Source organism: Enterobacter cloacae complex sp. IR5450 (genome assembly GCF_049238665.1).
GTDB classification, from domain to species: domain Bacteria; phylum Pseudomonadota; class Gammaproteobacteria; order Enterobacterales; family Enterobacteriaceae; genus Enterobacter; species Enterobacter hormaechei_C.
In genome coordinates this window covers 58,449-81,794 of record NZ_JBMKIC010000021.1, presented here as the reverse complement: position 1 = coordinate 81,794, position 23,346 = coordinate 58,449, and the positions used below count along the sequence as shown (strand labels likewise).

Sequence of the window (23,346 nt, the reverse complement as noted above, 5' to 3'; positions counted from 1 at the left end):
GACATCTGATGGAAATGGAAGCCACGCAAGCACCTTAAAATCACCATCATACACTAAATCAGTAAGTTGGCAGCATTACCTATGGCGCCATTGAAAATATCGCTGACGGCCAGAACCACGGCTGCCACATCAATATAATCCGATGCGGTGATATCCACAATGTCGCGCGAAGTGGTAAAGCATTCAGGGCAGGCACGGCTGACGGCAATTTTTAACGTTTTCATCTTTATCTCTTTATTTCAGGCAATATGGGGCCCTCGACTTCTTGCGGTAAAGAAATCGATTATTTCCGGGAAAAAAAGCAAAGCGTGTCCGCTGATACGAAATCAGTTAATTGCTTTTTTGCTGAGTAGAATTCAGTCCGCCCGGTTGCGGAGAATCTGAATCACAAGGAATGAGCGCAGGTGTTCACAGGCAACAGCCTGTAAAATAGCGTGTTTCAGGATAACCTGTAAGCAGATGCGCCAGAAGTCGAAGGACTACCGGGCGTTAAAGAGATGAAAGTCAAAACAGTTTCGGTGGGCAAACATCATGATATGTGTTGTCCGCCTTATATGGGGCATTAAACGATTATTGTTTTCCATGTTCAGTTTCCTTTCAGTAATTGAAAGCATGGTCATTTTATCCAGGGAAAAGGGATTAACTGTGAAACAGATCACCAATAACCGATCATTTCAGAAATAATTAGTCGTTTTGAGTGAATAACACAGATCAAAATGCTGTTTTGTTGGTTCGGTGTTAAATTGATGTTTTAATTGTGTTTAAAGAGGGCGAATATAGCCGTGAAAATAATCTCATCGTTATTTTCATGGCTATATTCAGGCTGGTAAGTTTTTATTTAAAATTAAAGTGAATACTTATTCAGATCATAAACCGATATCCGATACCGGTTTCTGTTAATAAATGACAAGGACGCGCGGGATCGGCTTCAAGCTTCTGGCGAAGGTGTCCCATATAAATGCGTAAATAGTGACTATGCTCGACAGCATTCGGCCCCCAGACCTGGCTTAACAGCTGTCGCTGCGTTAACACTTTACCATGGTTATTGAGCAGCACGGCCAGCAGACGAAACTCAATAGGCGTAAGGTGGATCTCTTCTTCTCCTCTTACGATGCGGCGTGCAGCAAGATCGACGCGGATATCGCCAAAGGCGTACACCGGGTCGGAAGGGGAGGTGGCACTGTGTCGACGCAGCGCCACACGAAGCCGGGCCTGTAACTCGCCAATGCCAAACGGTTTGATCAGATAATCATCCGCTCCGGCATCCAGCGCGGCGATTTTATCCGTCTCTTCGGTGCGGGCAGAGAGCACCAGAATAGGCATCTGGCTCCACTGACGCACCTCACGAATAAAATCGATGCCGTCGCCATCCGGAAGTCCCAGATCCAGGATCACCAGATCTGGCTTGCGGGTCGCGGCTTCAATCAACCCTCGTTGAAGCGTTCCGGCTTCATGAACGCGCAAACCGTCGCCTTCCAGCGCGGTACGCAGAAATCGGCTGATAGCGAGCTCATCTTCAACAATCAGAACGTTAATCACAAATCCTCTGGTAATTCATCAAGTTCTGGTGGGCTTTCCAGAGGAAGTGTAACACAAAAGCGTGCCCCACCTTCCGGGCGGTTCTCTGCGGAAATGGTGCCGCCATGCACGTCGACAATCGCCTGGCAGATCGCCAGCCCCAGCCCAACGCCAGGAATGGCGGATTCCTTATTACCGCGCGCAAATTTTTCGAATATGGCGCGCTCCTGACCGGCCGGAATACCCGGCCCGTTATCCCAGACGTCGAGCCGCAGCACACGTTTATCCACCCTGGCAGAAATCCCCAGCCGGGCCTTTGCCCCGGCGTATTTAGCGGCATTTTCCAGAAGATTAATCAGCACGCGCTCAAACAGCGGGCCATCCACATGGATTAACGTCAGGGGTTCCGGCATGTCCAGCTCAATATGGCGCCCGCCGAGACCCGGCTCCAGCATCTTCAGCGCACTGCCGACAACCTCCTCAAGGGTGAGCCACTCTTTTTTGAGGTTAAACCCGCCGGACTGAATGCGCGCCATGTCCAGCAGGTTGTTCACCAGGCGCGTGGTATTCAGCACGTGCTGGCGAATTTCGCTGGCCTGCATCGCGTGCTTTGATCCTTCCGCCGCCAGATCCAGCGTCAGAATTTCGGACTGGCCAAACAGCACGGTAAGCGGCGTGCGCAAATCGTGAGACAGCGCTGCCAGCAGCGAGTTGCGAATACTTTCGCGCTCGCTTGCCAGCCGCGCCTGCTCTTCGCTGGCGGTGAGCGCCAGCCGTTCAAGGGCGCTGGCGACCAGCAGGGTGAAGGTTTCAAGCAGGCGCTGCTGCTCGGGGATCATCAGCTGACGCAGGTTAGACGGCTCGACGATGACCAGCCCGTGATTTTTATCCGCGCTGCGCAGCGGCAGGATCTGGTAAGGCACGCCGGGCAGCGTGTCGGTGCCGGCGCCGGCAGGTAAACCCTTATCGAAACTCCAGCGGGCAATCGCTTCATCCCAGGGCGTCATCCCCGAAGGGGAGGTCAGCGGGCGAAGGCGCCCTTGTTCGTCGGGGAGCAAAATCAGGTTACTGGCATGAAAGGTCGAACGGATAAACTGCTCGCTGGTCTGCACGATATCTCGCTGCGTGCGGCCAACCGCCAGCGATTTTGACATTTCATACAGATGGCGCGTGCGCTGCTCGCGATAGCGGGCAATGCGTGCCTGGTAGCGCACGCCTGCCGTCAGATTCCCGATCACCAGCCCGACGGTAAGCATCACGGCAAAGGTCAGAATGTACTGCACGTCCGAGACAGCAAGCGTCCCGCGCGGAGCAATAAAGAAGAGATCGAAGCTGATGACGTTGATCACCGTCGCCAGCACCGACGGCCAGCGGCCATAAAAGAGCGCGACCACAACGACGCCGAGCAGATAAATCATGACCAGATTGGCGGCGTCGAAGGCGATGAGCCACTGGCTGGCAATCACCGTAATCAGGGCGCAGAGGACCACGGCCACCATGCAGCCCCGGATCTGAATGCGCCATTTATCGCCAAAGGTGCGAGCGTCCGGCGTACGGTTGGGCAGGGGGGCGGGCTTGTCATCCAGCGCGACGATGACTAAATCAAGATCCGGCGCGCGGCGGGCCAGCCTGTCGGCAAAAGATTCGCGGCTAAACCAGCGGCGGTGCTGGCGACGTCCAATGACAATCTTGCCCAGGTTGTGCTCCCGCGCGTAGCGCAGAATGGCTTTATCTTCCTGCGGATCGGAAAGGGTTGCGGTTTCGGCGCCCAGCTCCTGCGCCAGCCGCAGCGCGCTCAAAATGGCGCGGCGCTGATTTTCCGGCAGGCCATGCAGCTGCGGCGTTTCGACGTAGACCGCGTGCCAGACGCTGCCAAACTTCGCTGCAAGCCGGGCGGCGGTGCGAACCAGTTTTTCGTTGCCGCTGCCGTGACCAATGCATAACAGAATGGCGTCCCGCGTGTGCCAGACGCGCTCTTGTCCCTGTAGGTCTCGCCAGGCGCGCATCTGGTCATCAACGCGATCGGCGGTGCGGCGCAGGGCCAGCTCGCGCAGTGCAATCAGGTTTCCTTTGCGGAAAAAATGTTCGATGGCGCGTTCGGCCTGGCCGGCAATATACACTTTGCCTTCATGCAGGCGCTGGCGCAGATCGTCCGGCGGCAGGTCAACCAGTACGACTTCATCGGCAGAATCAAAAAACGGATCGGGGACGGTTTCCCGCACCTGGATACCGGTTACGCCGCTCACCACGTCGTTCAGGCTTTCCAGATGCTGAACATTCACCGTGGTGAAGACGTCAATGCCTGCCTCAAGCAGCTCCTCAACATCCTGCCAGCGCTTCGGATGGCGGGAGCCTGGCGCATTGCTGTGCGCCAGTTCGTCCATCAGGATCAGGGCAGGGCGGCGGGCAAGGGCGGCATCAAGATCAAACTCCGTGACCAGCCGCCCGCGATGGCTGATACGCTGGGGCGGCTGCGTCGCCAGCCCCGTCAGCAGCGCAGCCGTCTCTTTGCGACCGTGGGTTTCCACCACGCCGATGAGAATATCAAGCCCTTGCGCCCGAAGCCGCTGGGCTTCCATCAGCATGGCGAAGGTTTTCCCGACACCCGCGCAGGCGCCGAAAAAAATTTTCAGCTTGCCACGGTGGGCTTCAGCCGTCTGTTCAAGCAGCCTGTCCGGATCCGGGCGCATGGGCTCGTCGGTCATTTAGTTCTTCCTTAGCGCATCCAGCGCCAGATTCAGCTCAACAATGTTCACTACCGGCATGCCGATGAAGCTGACCAGCGGCTTTTGCGTATGTTCTGCAACCAGCTGGCTCACCTGCTCGACGGTCAGCTGACGGGCGGCGGCCACGCGTGGGATCTGCCAGACCACCGCGTCCGGCGTCAGGCTGTAATCCAGCCCGCTCGCGGAGGCGGTGACCAGCTCAACCGGCACCTCACGGCTGGCCTGCGGATTCGCAGCGCGCAGGGCGGCAACGCGTTCAGCAATGGCTTTGTCCAGGTCAGGGTTACTGCCCGCCAGATTGCTGCCGCCGGAGGCCATTGGATTATACGGGCTTTCCGCAGTGGCGGAAGGGCGTCCCTGGAAGTAGCGTGGGTCCGTAAAGTTCTGCCCAATCAGACGCGAGCCGCGGTTTTCACCGTTCTGGATAATCAGCGAGCCGTTGGCCTGATCCTGAAACCACCACTGGCCCAGCGCGGTAGTCATCAGCGGGTAAAGCCCGCCGGTAATCAGAGACAGCAGAATAAACAACAGTATAGCGGGACGTAACATCGTCATTGGATCCACCTTTTAAACCAGCCCGAACAGCGTTAGCAACATGTCGATAACCTTGATCCCAATAAAGGGCACCACCAGCCCACCCAGACCGTAAATCCACAGGTTACGGCGCAGCATGGCGGCGGCCGTCAGCGGCTTATAGCTCACCCCTTTCAGCGCCAGCGGAATAAGAAAGACAATAATCAGCGCGTTGAAGATCACCGCGCTCAGAATGGCCGAGGCCGGAGAGTGCAGGTGCATCACGTTCAGGGCATTTAGCTGCGGGTAGGTTGCCGCAAACGCCGCCGGAATGATGGCGAAATACTTCGCCACGTCGTTGGCGATACTGAACGTGGTCAGCGAGCCGCGCGTCATCAGCATCTGCTTCCCGATGTGCACCACTTCGATCAGCTTGGTCGGGTTCGAGTCGAGATCCACCATGTTGCCCGCCTCTTTTGCCGCCTGGGTACCGGAGTTCATTGCCACCGCCACGTCGGCCTGCGCCAGCGCCGGGGCGTCGTTGGTGCCGTCGCCGGTCATCGCCACCAGACGACCTTCCGCCTGATACTGGCGAATGAGTGCCAGCTTCGCTTCCGGCGTCGCTTCGGAAAGGAAATCATCCACGCCCGCTTCGGCGGCAATGGCCGCCGCAGTCAGACGGTTATCCCCGGTGATCATCACCGTTTTAATGCCCATCTTACGCATCTGGGCGAAACGCTCTTTTATACCGCCTTTAACGATATCCTTCAGAGCGATTACCCCCAGAACGCTTGCACCTTCCGCCACCACCAGCGGGGTTGCCCCCTGACGCGCCACGCTTTCCACCAGATGGTCGACTTCCGGGGGGAAGTGTCCATTATTGGCTTCAATATGACGGCGAATGGCATCAACGGACCCTTTACGGATCATCCGGTCCTGAATGTTAATGCCGCTCATGCGGGTTTGCGCCGTGAAGGGAACGAACGTGGCGTGCAGGCTTTGTACGTCGCGCTGGCGCAGGTTAAAGCGCTGCTTGGCGAGGATCACGATACTGCGGCCTTCCGGGGTTTCATCGGCCAGCGAGGAAAGCTGCGCCGCGTCAGCCAGCGTTTTTTCATCCACGCCGGGAGCAGGTAAAAAGTCAGAGGCCTGACGATTGCCCAGGGTGATGGTCCCGGTTTTATCCAGCAGCAGCACGTCTACGTCCCCCGCCGCTTCAACGGCGCGTCCGCTGGTGGCGATGACGTTAGCGCCCAGCATACGGCTCATCCCCGCCACGCCAATCGCGGAAAGCAGGCCACCAATAGTGGTGGGGATCAGACAGACCAGCAGGGCGATCAGTACGGTGATGCTGACCGCTGTACCGCCGTAGGCGGAGAAAGGCCACAGGGTCGCCGTTGCCAGCAGGAAGACAATGGTGAGCGCCACCAGCAGAATGGTCAGAGCGATCTCGTTCGGCGTTTTACGACGCTGCGCGCCTTCCACCATGGCGATCATCCGGTCGAGAAAGGTTTCGCCCGGGTTAACGCTGCACTGGATCACCAGCCAGTCGGAAAGAATGCGCGTTCCGCCGGTAACTGAGGCGAAATCTCCGCCCGACTCACGGATCACCGGTGCGGATTCCCCGGTAATGGCGCTTTCGTCTACCGACGCGCCGCCCTCAATCACTTCCCCGTCGCAGGGGATGATGTCGCCGGCTTCCACCAGCACCACGTCACCTTTACGCAGTTCATCCGCCGGTACGTGGTCCATCTGCGCGCCGTATTTAGGTTCGCGTAATTTGCGCGCAAAGGCGGTTTTTTTGACCCCTTTCAGACTGTTGGCCTGCGCTTTACTGCGGCCTTCCGCCAGCGCTTCGGCGAAGTTGGCGAACAGCACGGTAAACCACAGCCACAGGCTGATGGCGCCGGTAAAGGTTGCATTCCCCGAAAGGTGTCCCGTTCCCATGGCAATCGCCAGTACGGTGGTGAGTAAACTTCCAGTCCAGACAATAAACATCACCGGGTTGTGCCACTGGACGCGCGGGCTCAGTTTTTTTACCGCATCCATGAGGGCCTGACGAACTAAGGTCGGTTCGAGCAGGGCCAGTTGTTTACGACTCATGACAAATTCTCCGCAAAATCAGCGTAAAGAGAGATATTCCGCAACCGGGCCTAACGCGAGGGCGGGGATAAAGGTCAGGGCACCTACCAGCAGAACGGTGCCAATCAGCAGGCCGACGAACAGCGCGCCGTGAGTCGGTAACGTACCGGTGGTGGTCGGCTGGATCTTCTTATTCACCAGTGTTCCGGCGATCGCCATGACGGGAATAATCACGCCGAAACGACCGACGAACATGCAGAACGCCAGCAGACAGTTCCAGAACGGTGAGTTGGCGCTTAACCCTGCAAAGGCGCTGCCGTTGTTGTTTGCGGCAGACGAAACGGCGTAAAGCACTTCGCTAAAGCCGTGAATGCCCGGGTTAAAGATGCCGCTGCGCCCGACGTCGGTCATCAGCGCCAGGGCGGTACCGAGCAGCACAAGGGCGGGGGTGACCAGGATCGCCAGCGCGGTTAATTTCATTTCGCGGACGTCGATTTTTTTGCCGAGATATTCCGGCGTGCGGCCGATCATCAGCCCGGCGATAAACACGGCGAGCAGGACGAACAACAGCATGCCGTACAGCCCCGAACCGACCCCACCGAAAACTACCTCGCCAATCTGCATCAGCCACATCGGGATCATGCCGCCAAGCGCGGTGAAAGAGTCATGCATGGCGTTCACCGCCCCGCAGGAGGCCGCCGTGGTGACCACCGCATAGAGACTGCTGGCAAGAATGCCGAAGCGGCTCTCTTTGCCTTCCAGGTTGATATTGCTGTTAGCCCCCAGCTGCATAAAGTGGCTGTTGCCGTACCATTCGGCCCACATCACCAGTGCTACGCAGATCACGAAGATTAACGACATGGCCCACAGCAGCGTACGGCCCTGGCGGCGATCGTTAACTACATCGCCAAAGGCGAAGCAGAGCGCGGTGGGGATCAGGAAGATTGCCAGCATTTGTACAAAATTGGTTAACGCCGTTGGGTTTTCAAACGGATGCGATGAATTGGCGTTGAAGAAGCCGCCCCCATTGGTGCCCAGCATCTTGATTGCTTCCTGCGACGCCACCGGCCCCATTGGCAGGAGTTCCCTGGCCCCTTCAAGCGAGGTGAAAGGGGTATAAGGCAGCAGGTTTTGCAGAGTGCCTTGCTGAATAAAGAACAGGGCAATAATCAGCGCAACAGGCACCAGGATCCAAAGGGTGATGCGTGTGACATCAACCCAGGCGTTGCCGAGAGTGCTGACATTCTGACGGGCAAACGCGCGCGTCAGGGCGAAGATCACCGCGATACCGCTGGCCGCAGAAAGAAAGTTCTGCACGGTTAACCCGGCCATCTGGCTGAAGTAGCTGAGCGTGGTTTCACCGGCGTAAGACTGCCAGTTGGTGTTGGTGACAAAGCTGACCGCCGTGTTCAGCGCCAGATGCCAGGATAAACCCGGTAACTGCTGCGGGTTCAACGGCAGACTGCCCTGGAGCATCAGCAGCGTAAAGAGGGCAATAAGCCCCAGGATATTCAGAAGCAGTATTGCCATCAGGTATTGGCGCCAGTTCATTTCCCGGTCGCTGATACCTGAAATGCGCCAGAGCACATTTTCAATATTTCGCGTGCCCGGCAATGGCACGTTGTTTATCAGCCGCGCCAGCGCTGTTCCCAGCGGCCTGGCGAGCACAAACAGTACCAGTAAAAAGCTGGCAATAAGCAAAAACGCCTGAGCAGCCATCAGAATGCCTCCGCATTAATCAGGGCATAAATCAGATAACCCAATAACAGGAACACCAGCACGATGCCGGCAATCAGACCTGCACTCACACTCCACCTCCGGGTGACTTTTGTTGTTGTACAAACGGTAGGATTTGTGGCGCAAAGATTTCGCAAAAATCAGAAGGGCAGGTGTAAAAAAAGTATAAAAAAGGGAAAAGCCACAATTTAACTATTGGTAAGTAAATCGTTAACTTTTTTGTAACTTAATTACAGGCATGAATGTAAATATTCACGAAATGGATGAAAATAAGTGGTCGGATGAGTAGTAAAATTACAAACAAAGCGGTATTATTTTAACCAGGTCACAGATTTCACATTTTCCGGAGACGGTTTCCGGCCAACTACAGGGGAGAAAAATATGGATCTTTATAAAGAGTTTCCGGCTCATATCATTTTCATGCGTCGCACTTTCGCCGTTGTGGCTGGCGTGCTGGCCCTGCCGGTGATGTTGTTCTGGAAAGATCGCGCACGTTTCTACAGTTACCTGCATCGCGTCTGGGCGAAAACCAGCGAGAAGCCGGTGTGGATGGATCAGGCCGAGAAAGCAACCTGCGATTTCTACTGATACGGTGTGACATCGTAGCCATAAAAAAACCGCCTACAGCAAAGTGGCGGTTTTTTTGTCCCTCGGGATTCGCGGTCCGTTGGGTAATCTTGCAGCCCCTACCCGGGATTTTTATCATACCCTTCTTTAAAAAGTTCGCAATCCACTTCACCTTTATAAATTCCTAATTTTACTGAAATAACTTACTTTTGGCGTTGGTGTTAATTATGATGCCACGTCCCTTTCCGCCATCTCGCAAATGGGCATCGGTCCTGGGAAAGGTGTATCCATAGCCGTAAAGCAGCCCACCTACCCGGGCTTGTGTCCACCGATTTATCACCGGTGGTGATAGGTGGAGCGGTTAGCAGCAGGGACCGCATAGTGAAACGCTATTTATGCATTGCGTTCACTGTCGCCAGCGCACTCGTTGTAAAGAGTGATAAACCGGATGTGTTTATTGCCTTTACCCCGATAGTGCAGGACAAGTAGCGTTAAGGCCGCCTCGGGCGGCCTTTTTTATTTCATCCCGTCTACACTTCATGGCAAAGTAGTTCAATGCATGCCTTTTTCCTTTTACGGCATGCCCTTACGGACATAATGGACAATTGCCAGGAGTTTTATGCCCACCCATCTGGTTTGGTTTCGCGCGGATTTACGCATTCACGACAACTTCGCTCTCGCGGCGGCCTGCCGCGCTAAAGACGCGAATGTGCTGGGCCTGTTTATCGCCACGCCTGAACAGTGGCGGCAGCATGACATGGCGCCCCGGCAAGCGGCACTGCTCAGCGCCTATCTGAATGACCTGCAACATTCACTGGCCGAAAAAGGCATTCCGCTGATCTATAAAGAGGCCCATGATTTTGCCGCTCAGCGTCAGACGGTGCAGGCAATCTGCCAGCAGTACGCAGTAACGCATCTTTATTACAACTATCAGTATGAATTCAACGAGCAGCAGCGGGATCGTCAGCTGGAGAAATCCCTTGCGGGCGTGGTCTGTGAAGGCTTTGATGACAGCGTGATGCTCGCGCCTGGCAGCGTAATGACCGGCAGTCACGAGATGTATAAAGTTTTCACGCCGTTTAAAAATGCCTTTATCAAACGCCTGAAAGAGGGACTACCTGAGTGCGTTACCGCCCCGTCCGTGAGAGGGGAAACGATAACGGATCTGCCGGCGATCAGGCTGAATTATCCCCAGCAGTCGTTCGATGAAACAGTATTCCCCGCCAGCGAGAAAGCGGCTATCGCCCGGTTGCGTCAGTTCTGCGCGCAGGGGGCGGTTGAGTACGAGGCGCGTCGGGATTTTCCAGCGATTGAAGGCACCAGCCGCTTGTCGGCCTGTCTAGCGCTGGGCGCGCTCTCTCCGCGCCAGTGTTTACATCGCCTGCTGGCGGAACAGCCTCAGGCGTTAGACGGGGGGGCGGGCGCAGTGTGGCTGAACGAACTGATCTGGCGTGAGTTCTATCGCCATCTGATGACGTATCATCCTGATTTGTGTAAACATCGGCCCTTTATTCGTTGGACCGAACAGGTACAGTGGCAGTCGAATGAGAAGCTGCTTAAGGCATGGCAGCATGGGCTTACCGGCTTCCCGATTGTTGATGCGGCTATGCGGCAGCTCAATGAAACCGGGTGGATGCATAACCGTCTGCGTATGATTACCGCCAGCTTCCTGGTGAAGGATCTGCTTATCGACTGGCGAACCGGAGAGCGTTATTTTATCTCTCAGCTGATCGATGGCGATCTGGCGGCGAATAACGGCGGCTGGCAGTGGGCGGCCTCCACCGGAACGGATGCGGCTCCCTATTTTCGGATCTTCAATCCGACCACGCAGGGACAACGATTTGACGCCGACGGCGAGTTTATCCGCCGCTGGCTGCCTGAGCTTAAGGATGTCCCGGCCAAAGCCATTCATGAACCCTGGGTATGGGCGGATAAACAGCGTGTTACCCTGAACTATCCCCGTCCCATTGTCGACCATAAACAGGCGCGCGTCGCCACGCTGGCGGCGTACGAAGCCGCCCGAAAAGTTTGAGAGAATGATGATGAAAAACAGTGAACTGGAACGCCTGATTAACGAAAAACTCAACACGGCTTCGTTTAGCGACTACGGCCCGAATGGCTTGCAGGTGGAGGGGCGCGAGACGGTGCAAAAAATCATCACCGGCGTGACGGCAAGCCAGGCGCTGCTGGATGAGGCGGTGCGTCAGGAAGCCGATGCGGTGATTGTCCACCACGGTTATTTCTGGAAAAACGAATCACCGATTATTCGCGGCATGAAGCGCAACCGACTCAAAACGCTGCTGGCGAATGACATCAACCTGTACGGCTATCACCTGCCGCTCGATGCGCATCCTGAGCTGGGGAACAACGTTCAGCTTGCGCAACTGCTGGGGATTACCGTGATGGGCGAAATTGAACCCCTGGTGCCGTGGGGCGAACTGTCGATGCCGGTTCCGGGTCTGGAGCTGGCCTCGTGGATCGAAGCGCGCCTGGGGCGTCGTCCGCTGTGGTGCGGCGACACCGGGCCGGATACCGTGAAGCGCGTGGCATGGTGCACCGGCGGCGGCCAGGGCTTTATTGACAGCGCGGCGCGTTTTGGTGTCGACGCCTTCATTACCGGCGAAGTCTCCGAGCAGACTATCCACTCAGCCCGTGAACAAGGCCTGCATTTTTACGCGGCGGGCCATCACGCCACCGAGCGTGGCGGCATCCGCGCCCTCAGCGAGTGGCTGACGGAAAATACCGATCTGGATGTGACGTTTATTGATATCCCTAATCCGGCCTGATGAGAGGTAGTTAAGTGCAGCGAGCGCGTTGTTATCTTCTGGGTGAAACCGCAGTGGTTCTGGAACTTGAGCCTCCGGTGACGCTTGCCACGCAAAAGCGTATCTGGCGTCTGGCTCAGCGACTGCCCGAGCTACCCGGCGTGGTTGAAGCTATTCCGGGTATGAATAATATCACCGTGGTGCTGCGTGATCCGCACACGGGGGCGCTGGATGCCATTGAGCGTCTGCAACGCTGGTGGGAGGAGAGCGAGGCGCTGGAGCCGGAATCGCGGACGATTGAGATCCCGGTTGTCTATGGCGGCAAGGGAGGCCCCGACCTTGGCGTGGTGGCCGAGCACTGTGGATTAACGGAGAAGCAGGTTGTGGAGCTGCATAGCTCAGTCGACTATGTTGTCTGGTTTTTGGGATTTCAGCCGGGTTTCCCTTATCTGGGCGGGTTATCGCCCCAGCTGCATACGCCGCGCCGGGCTGAGCCGCGCCTGAGCGTACCGGCGGGCAGCGTGGCGATTGGTGGCGAGCAAACGGGAATTTATCCGCTCGCTTCACCGGGAGGCTGGCAGCTGATTGGGCACACGTCCACGCCGTTATTCGAACCAGGCCAGGACGCGCCCATACTCCTGCGTCCGGGGGATACGCTGCGCTTTATCCCGCAGAAGGAGGGAGTATGTTAACGCTTATTCGCGCAGGGCTTTACACCTCGGTACAGGATGCCGGGCGTTTTGGGCTGCGTCAGTCGGGCGTGAGCTACTGCGGTGCGCTTGATCGTCCCTCGCTGGAGATTGCCAACCTGCTGGTAGGTAACGCAGGCAGCACGGCGGCGTTAGAAATTACGCTGGGTCAGTGCGTGATTGAGTTTGGTCAGGAAACCTGGTTTGCCTTAACCGGCGCGGGCTGTGACGCAACGCTGGACGGCAAAGCGGTGTGGACCGGCTGGCGCCTGCGGGCGAAGGCCGGGCAGCGTCTGACGCTCAAGCGTCCTCTGCACGGCGTGCGTAGCTATCTTGCGGTAGCGGGGGGGATCGACGTGCCGGAGGTGCTGGGCTCATCCAGCACTGACCAGAAAGCGGGAATGGGCGGCCATGAAGGACGGCTGCTGCGCGACGGCGATCGTCTGCGAATAAAGACCTCAACGCGCCATTTCACCACCACGCAGGGCGTGAAACAGCTGCTGTGGGGGAACGTGATCCGCGCCTTACCAGGACCGGAATACCAGGAGTTTGATGAAGCCGCGAAAGAGTCTTTCTGGCGCTCGCCGTGGAAGATCAGCCCGCAGAGTAACCGCATGGGTTACCGGCTTCAGGGCCAGCCGCTGACCCGCACAACTGACCGGGAGCTGCTTTCCCATGGTCTGTTGCCGGGGGTGATTCAGGTACCAGGCAACGGACAGCCCATTGTACTGATGAACGATGCGCAAACCACGGGAGGATATCCGCGTATTGCCTGCATTATCGAAGCGGATCGCTACCATCTGGCGCAAATTCCTCTCGGTCAGCCAATTCATTTTGTGCAGTGTTCGCTGGAGGAGGCACTGAAAGCCCGGCAGGATCAGCAGCGTTATCTCGAACAGCTGGCGTGGAGGCTCGATGGTAAAGATTGATTTAAACGCCGATCTGGGAGAGGGCAGCAGCGCCGATGCGGCGCTGATGACGCTGGTCTCCTCGGTGAATATCGCCTGCGGGTTTCATGCCGGCGATGCGCAGACCATGCTGGCGAGCGTGCGCAATGCCATGAAAAACGGCGTAGCGATAGGCGCTCACCCCAGCTTTCCGGACCGGGAAAACTTTGGCCGCACGGCGATGGATCTGCCGCCTGAGACGGTTTACGCGCAAATGCTCTACCAGATCGGCGCGCTGGAGGCGATAGTGCGCGCTGAGAATGGCGTGTTGCGCCACGTCAAGCCGCACGGCATGCTCTATAACCAGGCGGCGAAAGATCCGGTGCTGGCGGATGCCATTGCCCGCGCGGTGCGGGACTGCAATCCGCGTCTGGTGCTGGTGGGCCTGGCGGGCAGCGAGCTTATTCGTGCCGGCGAACGGCTGGGGCTGAGCACGCGGCAGGAAGTGTTTGCCGATCGGGGATACCTGCCGGACGGCAGCCTGGTTCCGCGCACGCAGGCCGGTGCGCTGATCACCGACGAAGGTAAAGCGCTGGCGCAGACGCTGGAGATGGTGCGCTTCGGGCGAGTAACCTCAACGGAGGGTACAACGGCAAACGTTCAGGCTGATACGGTGTGCTTACACGGTGACGGCGAGCATGCGCTCCAGTTTGCGCGACGTCTGCGGGCGGCGTTCTCGGAAGAGGGCATTGTTGTCAGCGCAGAATAATCATGAAAGGACAATAACATGCCAGAAGGTCCGGAGATCCGCCGCGCGGCGGATAGCCTGGAGGCGGCGATAAAGGGCAAACCTCTGACACACGTCTGGTTTGCCTTTCCTCAACTCAAACCGTTTGAAGCGCAGCTGGTGGGACAGACGGTGACCCATATTGAAACGCGCGGCAAAGCGTTACTCACCCACTTTTCCCATAACCTGACGTTATATAGCCATAATCAGCTTTACGGTGTCTGGCGGGTGGTGGAAGCGGACGAGCAGCCGCAAACGACCCGCGTGCTGCGCGTGCGGCTACAAACGGCGGATAAGGCGATCCTGCTCTACAGCGCTTCTGATATCGAAATGTTAACGCCGGAGCAGTTGCTCACGCACCCGTTCTTAAAGCGGGTTGGGCCGGACGTGCTGGATATGCGCCTGACGGCGAGCGATGTGAAGGCCCGGCTGCTATCGCCCACATTCCGCAACCGGCAGTTTTCCGGCCTGTTCCTTGACCAGGCCTTTCTCGCCGGGCTTGGCAACTACCTGCGGGTGGAGATCCTCTGGGAAGTCGGGCTGGCACCGCAGCACAAAGCTTCTCAGCTGAGCGATGAACAGCTGGAGGCGCTGTCCCACGCGCTGCTGGACATCCCGCGGCTGTCGTACAACACGCGTGGCATCGTAGATGAAAACAAGCACCACGGGGCGCTGTTCCGGTTCAAGGTGTTTCATCGGGCGGGGAAGAAGTGCGAGCGGTGCGGCGGGATTATCGACAGGATTATGCTCTCTTCGAGACCCTTTTACTGGTGTCCACATTGTCAAAAATAAAAAAGCCGGGTGGCGGCTACGCCTTACCCGGCCTACGTTTCGTATTTGTAGGCCCGGTAAGCGGTAGCGCCACCGGGCTTAACTTTTAGCGCTTCAGGTCAGACTTAAAATCACGCTGCTCGTAGCCGGTATACAGCTGACGAGGACGGGCGATTTTCATGCCTTCGCTGTGCATTTCGTTCCAGTGCGCAATCCAGCCCACGGTACGCGCCATGGCGAAGATCACGGTGAACATGGAAGACGGAATGCCCATCGCTTTCAGAATAATGCCAGAGTAGAAATCGACGTTCGGGTAGAGTTTCTTCTCGATGAAGTACGGGTCGTTCAGTGCGATGTGTTCCAGCTCCATCGCCACTTCCAGCAGATCATCTTTGGTGCCCAGCTCTTTCAGCACTTCGTGGCAGGTCTCACGCATGACGGTCGCGCGAGGGTCGTAGTTTTTGTAAACACGATGACCGAAGCCCATCAGACGGAAGGAGTCATTCTTGTCTTTCGCGCGGCGCACGAACTCAGGAATATGCTCAACGGAGCTGATCTCTTCCAGCATCTTCAGTGCTGCTTCGTTCGCGCCGCCGTGCGCCGGTCCCCACAGGGAGGCGATACCCGCAGCGATACAGGCGAACGGGTTCGCGCCGGAAGAGCCTGCGGTACGGACGGTAGAGGTCGAGGCGTTCTGTTCGTGGTCAGCGTGCAGGATCAGAATACGGTCCATCGCGCGTTCCAGCACCGGGTTCACTTCATACTCTTCGCACGGCGTGGAGAACATCATGCGCAGGAAGTTACCCGCGTAGGAGAGGTCGTTGCGTGGATACACAAACGGCTGACCGATAGAGTATTTGTAACACATCGCCGCCATGGTAGGCATTTTGGAGAGCAGACGGAACGCCGCGATATCACGGTGACGTGGGTTATTCACGTCCAGAGAATCGTGGTAGAACGCCGCCAGCGCACCGGTAATACCGCACATAACCGCCATCGGATGAGAGTCACGACGGAACGCATGGAACAGACGGGTAATCTGCTCATGGATCATGGTGTGACGGGTCACGGTGGTTTTAAATTCATCGTATTGAGCCTGCGTCGGTTTTTCGCCGTTCAGCAGGATGTAGCACACTTCCAGATAGTTGGATTCGGTGGCTAACTGATCGATGGGGAAGCCGCGATGGAGCAGGATACCTTCGTCACCGTCAATGTAGGTGATTTTGGATTCGCAAGATGCGGTGGAGGTGAATCCAGGGTCAAAGGTGAATACCCCTTTGGAACCCAGCGTACGGATATCAATAACATCCTGACCGAGCGTGCCTTTTAGCACATCCAGTTCAATAGCATCATCACCATTTAGGGTGAGTTTTGCCTTTGTATCAGCCATTTACGGTCTCCTTAGCGCCTTATGCTTAAGACTGCGCTTTACCGGATTTGCTTTCAGCTGTTAATCATCGTTACCAGATTGTTATTTGGCTTACCGCTCAGCTCACGAGGAGAAACCAGGGTACAGAGCTATGGCGCCTTGCAGGTAAACGAATGAAATATCAGTGAAACAACAGCAAATCAGCGTTTTTGCAGTCCGAATTATTCAAACCTGTATATCACTAATAACTGTCCTGATAACTTCGGTCAATACCATCACACTGTTACATAACTATTTGTCAGGTGAAAGAGAGACCTCATAACTTTTGCGCATTATATGCCTTTTCTGATGACGTTTGTAACAATATTGTTTAACATTTGTCAAATTAGATGATTAAAAATTAAAAAGATGTTGTTATCGTGACCCCGATCACTGTTCCAGAGAAAACCCAACAAACTGTATGTAGGTTAATTGTAATGATTTTGTGAACGGCCTATACTGCCGCCAGGTCTCCGGAACACCCTGCAATCCCGAGCCACCCAGCGTTGTAACGTGTCGTTTAAGCATTTGGAAGCAATGTTTTGCATGACGCGCAGTTATAGAAAAGGAACGCTGTCTGACCCGCATCGCAGTCCGGAGGAAGGAAACAATAAGAACAGCATGTGGGCGTTATTCATGATAAGAAATGTGAAAAAACAAAGACCTGTCAATCTGGATCTCAAAGCGATCCGATTCCCTGTAACAGCAATAGCGTCCATTCTGCACCGTGTTTCTGGTGTGATTACGTTTGTGGCGGTCGGTATCTTGCTGTGGTTACTGGGAACCAGCCTCTCATCCCCTGAAGGATTCCTCCAGGCCTCAGCCATCATGAACAGCTTCTTCGTGAAATTTATCATGTGGGGCATTCTGACCGCGCTGGCCTATCACGTGGTTGGTGGCGTTCGCCATATGCTGATGGACTTTGGCTACCTGGAAGAGACGTTCGAGGCCGGTAAACGTACCGCTAACATTTCATTTGTGATCACTGTCGTGCTTTCACTTCTCGCAGGAGTTCTCGTATGGTAAGCAACGCCTCCGCATTAGGACGCAACGGCGTACATGACTTCATCCTGGTCCGTGCTACCGCCATCGTTCTCACCCTTTACATCATCTATATGATCGGTTTCTTCGCGACCAGCGGGACGCTGACGTGGGAAATCTGGAGTGGTTTCTTCGGATCGGCCCTCACCAAAGTGTTCACCCTGCTGGCCCTGTTCTCCATCCTTATTCATGCCTGGATTGGCATGTGGCAGGTGTTGACCGATTACGTTAAACCGCTGGCGATTCGCCTTCCGCTGCAACTGATTATTGTTGTTGCTCTGCTGGTTTACGTCATTTATGGATTTGTTGTGGTGTGGGGTGTGTAATGAAACTGCCAGTCAGAGAATTTGATGCTGTTGTGATTGGTGCGGGTGGCGCAGGTATGCGCGCCGCACTGCAAATTTCCCAGAGCGGCCAGACCTGTGCGCTGCTCTCTAAAGTATTTCCGACCCGTTCCCACACAGTGTCTGCGCAAGGCGGTATCACCGTTGCGCTGGGTAATTCCCATGAAGATAACTGGGAATGGCACATGTACGATACGGTAAAAGGTTCCGATTACATCGGTGACCAGGATGCCATCGAATATATGTGTAAAACCGGCCCGGAAGCGATTCTGGAGCTGGACCACATGGGTCTGCCGTTCTCCCGTCTGGAAAATGGCACCATCTATCAGCGTCCGTTTGGCGGCCAGTCGAAAAACTTCGGCGGCGAGCAGGCGGCACGTACCGCAGCGGCGGCTGACCGTACCGGCCACGCGCTGCTGCACACGCTATATCAGCAGAACCTGAAAAACCACACCACCATCTTCTCCGAGTGGTATGCGCTGGATCTGGTGAAAAACGCCGATGGCGCCGTGGTGGGTTGTACCGCCCTGTGCATCGAAACTGGTGAAGTGGTCTACTTCAAAGCCCGCGCTACGGTGCTGGCGACCGGCGGTGCAGGCCGTATTTACCAGTCCACCACCAACGCCCACATCAACACCGGTGATGGTGTCGGTATGGCTATCCGCGCGGGCGTGCCGGTCCAGGACATGGAGATGTGGCAGTTCCACCCAACCGGTATCGCCGGGGCGGGCGTACTGGTGACAGAAGGCTGCCGTGGTGAAGGTGGCTACCTGCTGAACAAACATGGCGAGCGCTTCATGGAGCGTTATGCGCCAAACGCGAAAGACCTGGCGGGCCGTGACGTGGTGGCGCGTTCCATCATGATCGAAATTCGTGAAGGCCGCGGCTGTGACGGCCCTTGGGGTCCACACGCGAAGCTGAAACTCGACCATCTGGGTAAAGAAGTGCTGGAATCCCGTCTGCCGGGCATTCTGGAGCTGTCCCGCACCTTCGCGCACGTCGACCCGGTGAAAGAGCCAATTCCGGTTATCCCAACCTGTCACTACATGATGGGCGGTATTCCGACCAAAGTGACCGGTCAGGCGCTGACCGTGAACGAGCAGGGCGAAGACGTGGTCATCCCAGGCCTGTTCGCGGTAGGCGAAATAGCCTGCGTATCCGTGCACGGCGCAAACCGTCTGGGCGGCAACTCCCTGCTGGACCTGGTGGTATTTGGTCGTGCGGTGGGGCTGCATCTTCAGGAATCTATTGCCGAGCAGGGCGCGCTGCGTGATGCGACCGACGACGAAATCGATGCCTCTCTTGAGCGCCTCAACCGCTGGAACGGCAACCGTAACGGCGAAGATCCGGTGGAAATTCGTAAAGCGCTGCAAGAGTGTATGCAGCACAACTTCTCGGTATTCCGTGAAGGTGACGCGATGGCCAAAGGGCTTGAGCAGCTGAAAGCGATTCGCGAGCGTCTGAAGAATGCCCGTCTGGACGATACCTCCAGCGAGTTCAACACCCAGCGCGTTGAGTGCCTTGAGCTGGATAACCTGATGGAAACCGCGTTCGCCACTGCGATGTCGGCAAACTTCCGTACCGAAAGCCGTGGCGCCCATAGCCGCTTCGACTTCCCGGATCGTGATGACGAAAACTGGCTGTGCCATTCCCTGTATCTGCCAGAGTCGGAAACCATGACGCGTCGTAGCGTTAATATGGAACCGAAACTGCGTCCGGCGTTCCCGCCGAAGATTCGTACTTACTAATGCGGAGACAGGATAATGAAACTCGAATTCTCAGTTTATCGTTATAACCCGGATGTAGACGATGCTCCGCGTATGCAGGATTACACCCTCGAAGCGGAAGAAGGTCGTGACATGATGCTGCTGGATGCCTTAATCCAGCTGAAAGAGAAAGATCCTACTCTGTCGTTCCGCCGCTCCTGCCGTGAAGGGGTGTGTGGTTCTGACGGTGTGAACATGAACGGCAAAAATGGCCTGGCCTGCATCACGCCAATTTCTGCGCTAAACCGCCCTGGCCAGAAAATTGTTATCCGTCCTCTGCCTGGCCTGCCGGTCGTGCGTGATTTGGTGGTGGACATGGGGCAATTCTATGCACAATATGAGAAGATTAAGCCTTACTTATTGAATAATGGGCAAAATCCACCCGCTCGCGAGCACTTACAGTCTCCTGAGCAGCGTGAAAAACTCGATGGGTTGTACGAGTGTATTCTCTGTGCATGCTGTTCAACGTCATGCCCGTCGTTCTGGTGGAATCCGGATAAATTTATCGGCCCTGCGGGTCTGCTGGCTGCCTATCGCTTCCTGATCGACAGCCGCGATACCGAAACCGAGAATCGTCTGGAAGGGCTAAGTGACGCTTTCAGCGTATTCCGCTGCCATAGCATCATGAACTGCGTCAGTGTGTGTCCTAAGGGGCTGAACCCAACGCGCGCCATCGGTCATATTAAGTCGATGTTGTTGCAGCGCAGTGCGTAAATAGTGAGAGGGGAGCGCTGTTCCCCTCACCCTAACCCTCTCCCAAAGGGAGAGGGGACAGATTGCAGAAACCTTTAAAAACTGCCCTGAAGTTTAGACAGTTTCTAAAGGTTCCTTCGCGGGCCAAATGAAAAGAGCTCGCAGGTGAACCCCGGCACGTACACGTGGTGTGCGTGGTAGTTTCTACGGCGAAAGTAAGCATAAAAATGCTTAAGGGATCACGATGCAGAACGGCGCAATGAAAGCCTGGCTGGACTCTTCTTACCTCTCTGGTTCAAACCAGAGCTGGATAGAACAGCTCTATGAAGACTTCTTAACCGATCCTGACTCAGTGGACGCAAACTGGCGTTCCATGTTCCAGCAGTTGCCTGGTACAGGGGTCAAACCGGATCAATTCCATTCAAAAACACGTGATTATTTCCGTCGTCTGGCGAAGGATGCCTCACGTTACTCTTCTGCGATTTCCGACCCTGACACCAATGCGAAGCAGGTAAAAGTCCTGCAACTTATCAACGCTTATCGCTTCCGTGGTCACCAGCATGCGAATCTCGATCCGCTGGGACTGTGGCAGCAGGAACGTGTAGCGGATCTCGATCCGGCTTATCACGATCTGACCGAGGCCGATTTCCAGGAAAGCTTTAACGTAGGTTCTTTTGCCATCGGCAAAGACACGATGAAGCTGGGCGATCTAATTGACGCGCTCAAGCAAACCTACTGCGGCTCCATCGGCGCGGAATATATGCACATTACCTCCACCGAAGAGAAACGCTGGATCCAGCAGCGTATCGAATCCGTGGCAGGCCACGCGAATTTCTCAGCAGAAGAGAAAAAACGTTTCCTCAGCGAACTGACCGCAGCGGAAGGCCTTGAGCGCTATCTGGGCGCGAAATTCCCTGGCGCAAAACGCTTCTCACTGGAGGGCGGCGATGCGTTAGTCCCGATGCTGAAAGAGCTGATTCGTCATGCCGGTAAGAGCGGTACGCGCGAAGTGGTGCTGGGCATGGCGCACCGTGGACGCCTTAACGTGCTGGTTAACGTGCTGGGTAAAAAGCCGCAGGATCTGTTCGACGAATTTGCGGGTAAACATAAAGAGCACCTCGGCACCGGTGACGTGAAGTACCATATGGGCTTCTCGTCTGATATCGAAACCGAGGGCGGTCAGGTTCACCTGGCGCTGGCATTTAACCCGTCGCACCTGGAAATCGTTAGCCCGGTGGTTATCGGTTCCGTGCGTGCGCGTCTGGATCGTCTGGACGAGCCGAGCAGCAATAAAGTGCTGCCAATCACCATTCACGGTGATGCGGCGGTCACGGGGCAGGGCGTGGTTCAGGAAACCCTGAACATGTCGAAAGCGCGTGGTTATGAAGTGGGCGGTACCGTTCGCATCGTAATCAACAACCAGGTGGGCTTCACCACCTCTAACCCGCTGGATGCGCGTTCCACCCCGTACTGCACCGACATCGGTAAAATGGTTCAGGCGCCAATTTTCCACGTTAACGCGGATGATCCTGAAGCCGTTGCTTTCGTTACCCGTCTGGCGCTGGACTTCCGTAACACCTTCAAGCGCGACGTGTTCATTGACCTCTTCTGCTACCGCCGTCACGGCCACAACGAAGCGGATGAGCCAAGTGCAACCCAGCCGCTGATGTACCAGAAAATCAAAAAACATCCGACGCCGCGTAAAATCTATGCTGACAAGCTGGAAAGCGAAAAAGTGGCGACGCTGGAAGATGCGACCGAGATGGTCAACCTCTACCGCGACGCGCTGGACGCGGGTGAATGCGTAGTGAAAGAGCTGCGTCCAATGAACATGCACTCCTTTACCTGGTCGCCGTACCTCAACCACGAGTGGGACGAGAGCTACCCGAACAAGGTTGAGATGAAGCGTTTGCAGGAGCTGGCTAAACGCATCAGCACCGTGCCGGAAGCGATCGAGATGCAGTCCCGCGTGGCCAAGATCTATGGCGATCGCCAGGCAATGGCGGCGGGTGAGAAGCTGTTCGACTGGGGCGGCGCGGAAACGCTGGCCTATGCGACGCTGGTTGACGAAGGTATTCCGGTTCGTCTGTCCGGTGAAGATGCGGGTCGTGGCACCTTCTTCCACCGTCATGCGGTTGTACACAACCAGTCTAATGGTTCAACGTATACTCCGCTTCAGCACGTGCATAACGGTCAGGGCCAGTTCAAGGTCTGGGACTCCGTGCTGTCAGAAGAAGCGGTTCTGGCCTTCGAATACGGCTATGCCACCGCAGAACCCCGCACCCTGACAATCTGGGAAGCGCAGTTCGGTGACTTCGCCAACGGTGCGCAGGTGGTTATCGACCAGTTCATCTCCTCCGGTGAGCAGAAGTGGGGCCGTATGTGCGGTCTGGTGATGCTGCTGCCGCACGGCTATGAAGGACAAGGGCCGGAGCACTCCTCCGCGCGTCTGGAGCGTTATCTGCAACTCTGCGCCGAGCAGAACATGCAGGTTTGCGTGCCGTCGACCCCAGCTCAGGTTTACCACATGCTGCGTCGTCAGGCGCTGCGCGGTATGCGCCGTCCGCTGGTAGTCATGTCGCCAAAATCCCTGCTGCGCCATCCACTGGCGGTCTCCAGCCTGGAAGAGCTGGCAAACGGCACCTTCCTGCCGGCCATCGGTGAAATTGACGAGCTGGATCCGCAGGCCGTTAAGCGTGTCGTAATGTGTTCTGGTAAGGTTTATTACGACCTGCTGGAACAGCGCCGTAAGAACGATCAGAAAGATGTCGCCATCGTGCGTATCGAACAGCTTTATCCGTTCCCGCATCAGGCGATGCAGGAAGTGCTGAAACAGTACGCTCACGTTCATGATTTTGTCTGGTGCCAGGAAGAGCCGCTCAACCAGGGCGCATGGTATTGCAGCCAGCATCATTTCCGTGAAGTGATTCCATTTGGGTCTGCCCTGCGTTATGCAGGTCGCCCGGCCTCCGCCTCTCCGGCGGTAGGGTATATGTCCGTTCACCAGAAGCAGCAACAAGATCTGGTCAATGACGCGCTGAACGTCGATTAA

The 23,346-nt window shown here is 56.2% G+C and carries 21 protein-coding genes; 12 read left to right on the top strand and 9 right to left on the bottom strand.

Features of this window, described 5'->3' with window-relative positions; all coding sequences use genetic code 11:
* Positions 1 to 53: 53 nt before the first annotated feature.
* The 8 genes from ACOTYB_RS16270 to kdpF form a co-directional block, all read right to left on the bottom strand.
* Entirely contained in the window at positions 54 to 224 is a 171-nt protein-coding gene (locus ACOTYB_RS16270) for a hypothetical protein (RefSeq protein WP_421765839.1), read from the bottom strand.
* A gap of 255 nt (positions 225 to 479) precedes the next feature.
* Positions 480 to 584 (bottom strand): leader peptide SpeFL, encoded by a 105-nt coding sequence (gene speFL / locus ACOTYB_RS16265; protein ID WP_003858645.1) that lies wholly within the window; start codon positions 582 to 584, stop codon positions 480 to 482.
* 277 nt (positions 585 to 861) lie between these two features.
* On the bottom strand, positions 862 to 1,539 hold the full coding sequence (gene kdpE, locus ACOTYB_RS16260) for a two-component system response regulator KdpE (protein WP_220153651.1): 678 nt from the start codon (positions 1,537 to 1,539) through the stop codon (positions 862 to 864).
* On the bottom strand, positions 1,536 to 4,223 hold the full coding sequence (gene kdpD / locus ACOTYB_RS16255) for a two-component system sensor histidine kinase KdpD (RefSeq protein WP_003858642.1): 2,688 nt from the start codon (positions 4,221 to 4,223) through the stop codon (positions 1,536 to 1,538). Before kdpD ends, kdpE begins: the two co-directional genes overlap by 4 nt.
* A complete protein-coding gene (gene kdpC, locus ACOTYB_RS16250; protein ID WP_003858641.1) occupies positions 4,224 to 4,799 on the bottom strand; it encodes a potassium-transporting ATPase subunit KdpC in 576 nt (191 codons plus the stop codon). It lies immediately after the preceding gene.
* A gap of 12 nt (positions 4,800 to 4,811) precedes the next feature.
* Positions 4,812 to 6,860, bottom strand: coding sequence for a potassium-transporting ATPase subunit KdpB (kdpB, locus tag ACOTYB_RS16245; RefSeq protein WP_045342233.1), 2,049 nt, complete (start codon positions 6,858 to 6,860; stop codon positions 4,812 to 4,814).
* Positions 6,861 to 6,878: 18 nt separating this feature from the next.
* The gene (kdpA, locus tag ACOTYB_RS16240; RefSeq protein ID WP_220153652.1) at positions 6,879 to 8,558 is read right to left on the bottom strand and encodes a potassium-transporting ATPase subunit KdpA; all 1,680 of its coding nucleotides are present in this window, start codon (positions 8,556 to 8,558) and stop codon (positions 6,879 to 6,881) included.
* Positions 8,558 to 8,647, bottom strand: coding sequence for a K(+)-transporting ATPase subunit F (gene kdpF / locus ACOTYB_RS16235; protein ID WP_003858638.1), 90 nt, complete (start codon positions 8,645 to 8,647; stop codon positions 8,558 to 8,560). Before kdpF ends, kdpA begins: the two co-directional genes overlap by 1 nt.
* A gap of 310 nt (positions 8,648 to 8,957) precedes the next feature.
* Between kdpF and ACOTYB_RS16230 the strand changes: the two genes are divergently transcribed.
* The 7 genes from ACOTYB_RS16230 to nei all read left to right on the top strand — a co-directional run bounded on the left by ACOTYB_RS16230 (position 8,958) and on the right by nei (position 15,063).
* A complete protein-coding gene (locus ACOTYB_RS16230; RefSeq protein WP_003858637.1) occupies positions 8,958 to 9,164 on the top strand; it encodes a YbfA family protein in 207 nt (68 codons plus the stop codon).
* Between the two features lie 598 nt (positions 9,165 to 9,762).
* A complete protein-coding gene (phrB, locus tag ACOTYB_RS16225; RefSeq protein ID WP_136466774.1) occupies positions 9,763 to 11,175 on the top strand; it encodes a deoxyribodipyrimidine photo-lyase in 1,413 nt (470 codons plus the stop codon).
* Positions 11,176 to 11,185: 10 nt separating this feature from the next.
* Positions 11,186 to 11,929, top strand: coding sequence for a type 2 GTP cyclohydrolase I (locus ACOTYB_RS16220; RefSeq protein ID WP_003858635.1), 744 nt, complete (start codon positions 11,186 to 11,188; stop codon positions 11,927 to 11,929).
* Between the two features lie 14 nt (positions 11,930 to 11,943).
* Positions 11,944 to 12,600, top strand: coding sequence for a 5-oxoprolinase subunit PxpB (pxpB, locus tag ACOTYB_RS16215; RefSeq protein ID WP_003858633.1), 657 nt, complete (start codon positions 11,944 to 11,946; stop codon positions 12,598 to 12,600).
* Positions 12,594 to 13,526: a 5-oxoprolinase subunit PxpC gene (pxpC, locus tag ACOTYB_RS16210; protein ID WP_023315643.1), complete on the top strand. Its 933-nt coding sequence runs from the start codon at positions 12,594 to 12,596 to the stop codon at positions 13,524 to 13,526. Before pxpB ends, pxpC begins: the two co-directional genes overlap by 7 nt.
* Positions 13,513 to 14,253 (top strand): 5-oxoprolinase subunit PxpA, encoded by a 741-nt coding sequence (gene pxpA, locus ACOTYB_RS16205; protein ID WP_023324328.1) that lies wholly within the window; start codon positions 13,513 to 13,515, stop codon positions 14,251 to 14,253. Before pxpC ends, pxpA begins: the two co-directional genes overlap by 14 nt.
* An 18-nt stretch (positions 14,254 to 14,271) precedes the next feature.
* A complete protein-coding gene (nei, locus tag ACOTYB_RS16200) occupies positions 14,272 to 15,063 on the top strand; it encodes an endonuclease VIII (protein WP_045896412.1) in 792 nt (263 codons plus the stop codon).
* Positions 15,064 to 15,148: 85 nt separating this feature from the next.
* Here nei and ACOTYB_RS16195 read toward each other — a convergent pair whose 3' ends face one another.
* On the bottom strand, positions 15,149 to 16,432 hold the full coding sequence (locus ACOTYB_RS16195; RefSeq protein WP_003858624.1) for a citrate synthase: 1,284 nt from the start codon (positions 16,430 to 16,432) through the stop codon (positions 15,149 to 15,151).
* A 639-nt stretch (positions 16,433 to 17,071) separates the two neighbouring features.
* Here ACOTYB_RS16195 and sdhC point away from each other — a divergent pair.
* From sdhC to sucA, 5 genes are all read left to right on the top strand, one after another.
* Positions 17,072 to 17,476, top strand: coding sequence for a succinate dehydrogenase cytochrome b556 subunit (gene sdhC, locus ACOTYB_RS16190; protein ID WP_220153867.1), 405 nt, complete (start codon positions 17,072 to 17,074; stop codon positions 17,474 to 17,476).
* Positions 17,470 to 17,817, top strand: a complete 348-nt coding sequence (gene sdhD, locus ACOTYB_RS16185) for a succinate dehydrogenase membrane anchor subunit (RefSeq protein ID WP_220153653.1) — start codon at positions 17,470 to 17,472, stop codon at positions 17,815 to 17,817. Before sdhC ends, sdhD begins: the two co-directional genes overlap by 7 nt.
* Positions 17,817 to 19,583, top strand: a complete 1,767-nt coding sequence (sdhA, locus tag ACOTYB_RS16180) for a succinate dehydrogenase flavoprotein subunit (RefSeq protein ID WP_003858619.1) — start codon at positions 17,817 to 17,819, stop codon at positions 19,581 to 19,583. The genes sdhD and sdhA overlap by 1 nt, the downstream gene beginning before the upstream one ends.
* 15 nt (positions 19,584 to 19,598) lie before the next feature.
* The gene (sdhB, locus tag ACOTYB_RS16175; protein WP_003858617.1) at positions 19,599 to 20,315 is read left to right on the top strand and encodes a succinate dehydrogenase iron-sulfur subunit SdhB; all 717 of its coding nucleotides are present in this window, start codon (positions 19,599 to 19,601) and stop codon (positions 20,313 to 20,315) included.
* A gap of 223 nt (positions 20,316 to 20,538) precedes the next feature.
* A complete protein-coding gene (gene sucA / locus ACOTYB_RS16170; protein ID WP_003858615.1) occupies positions 20,539 to 23,346 on the top strand; it encodes a 2-oxoglutarate dehydrogenase E1 component in 2,808 nt (935 codons plus the stop codon).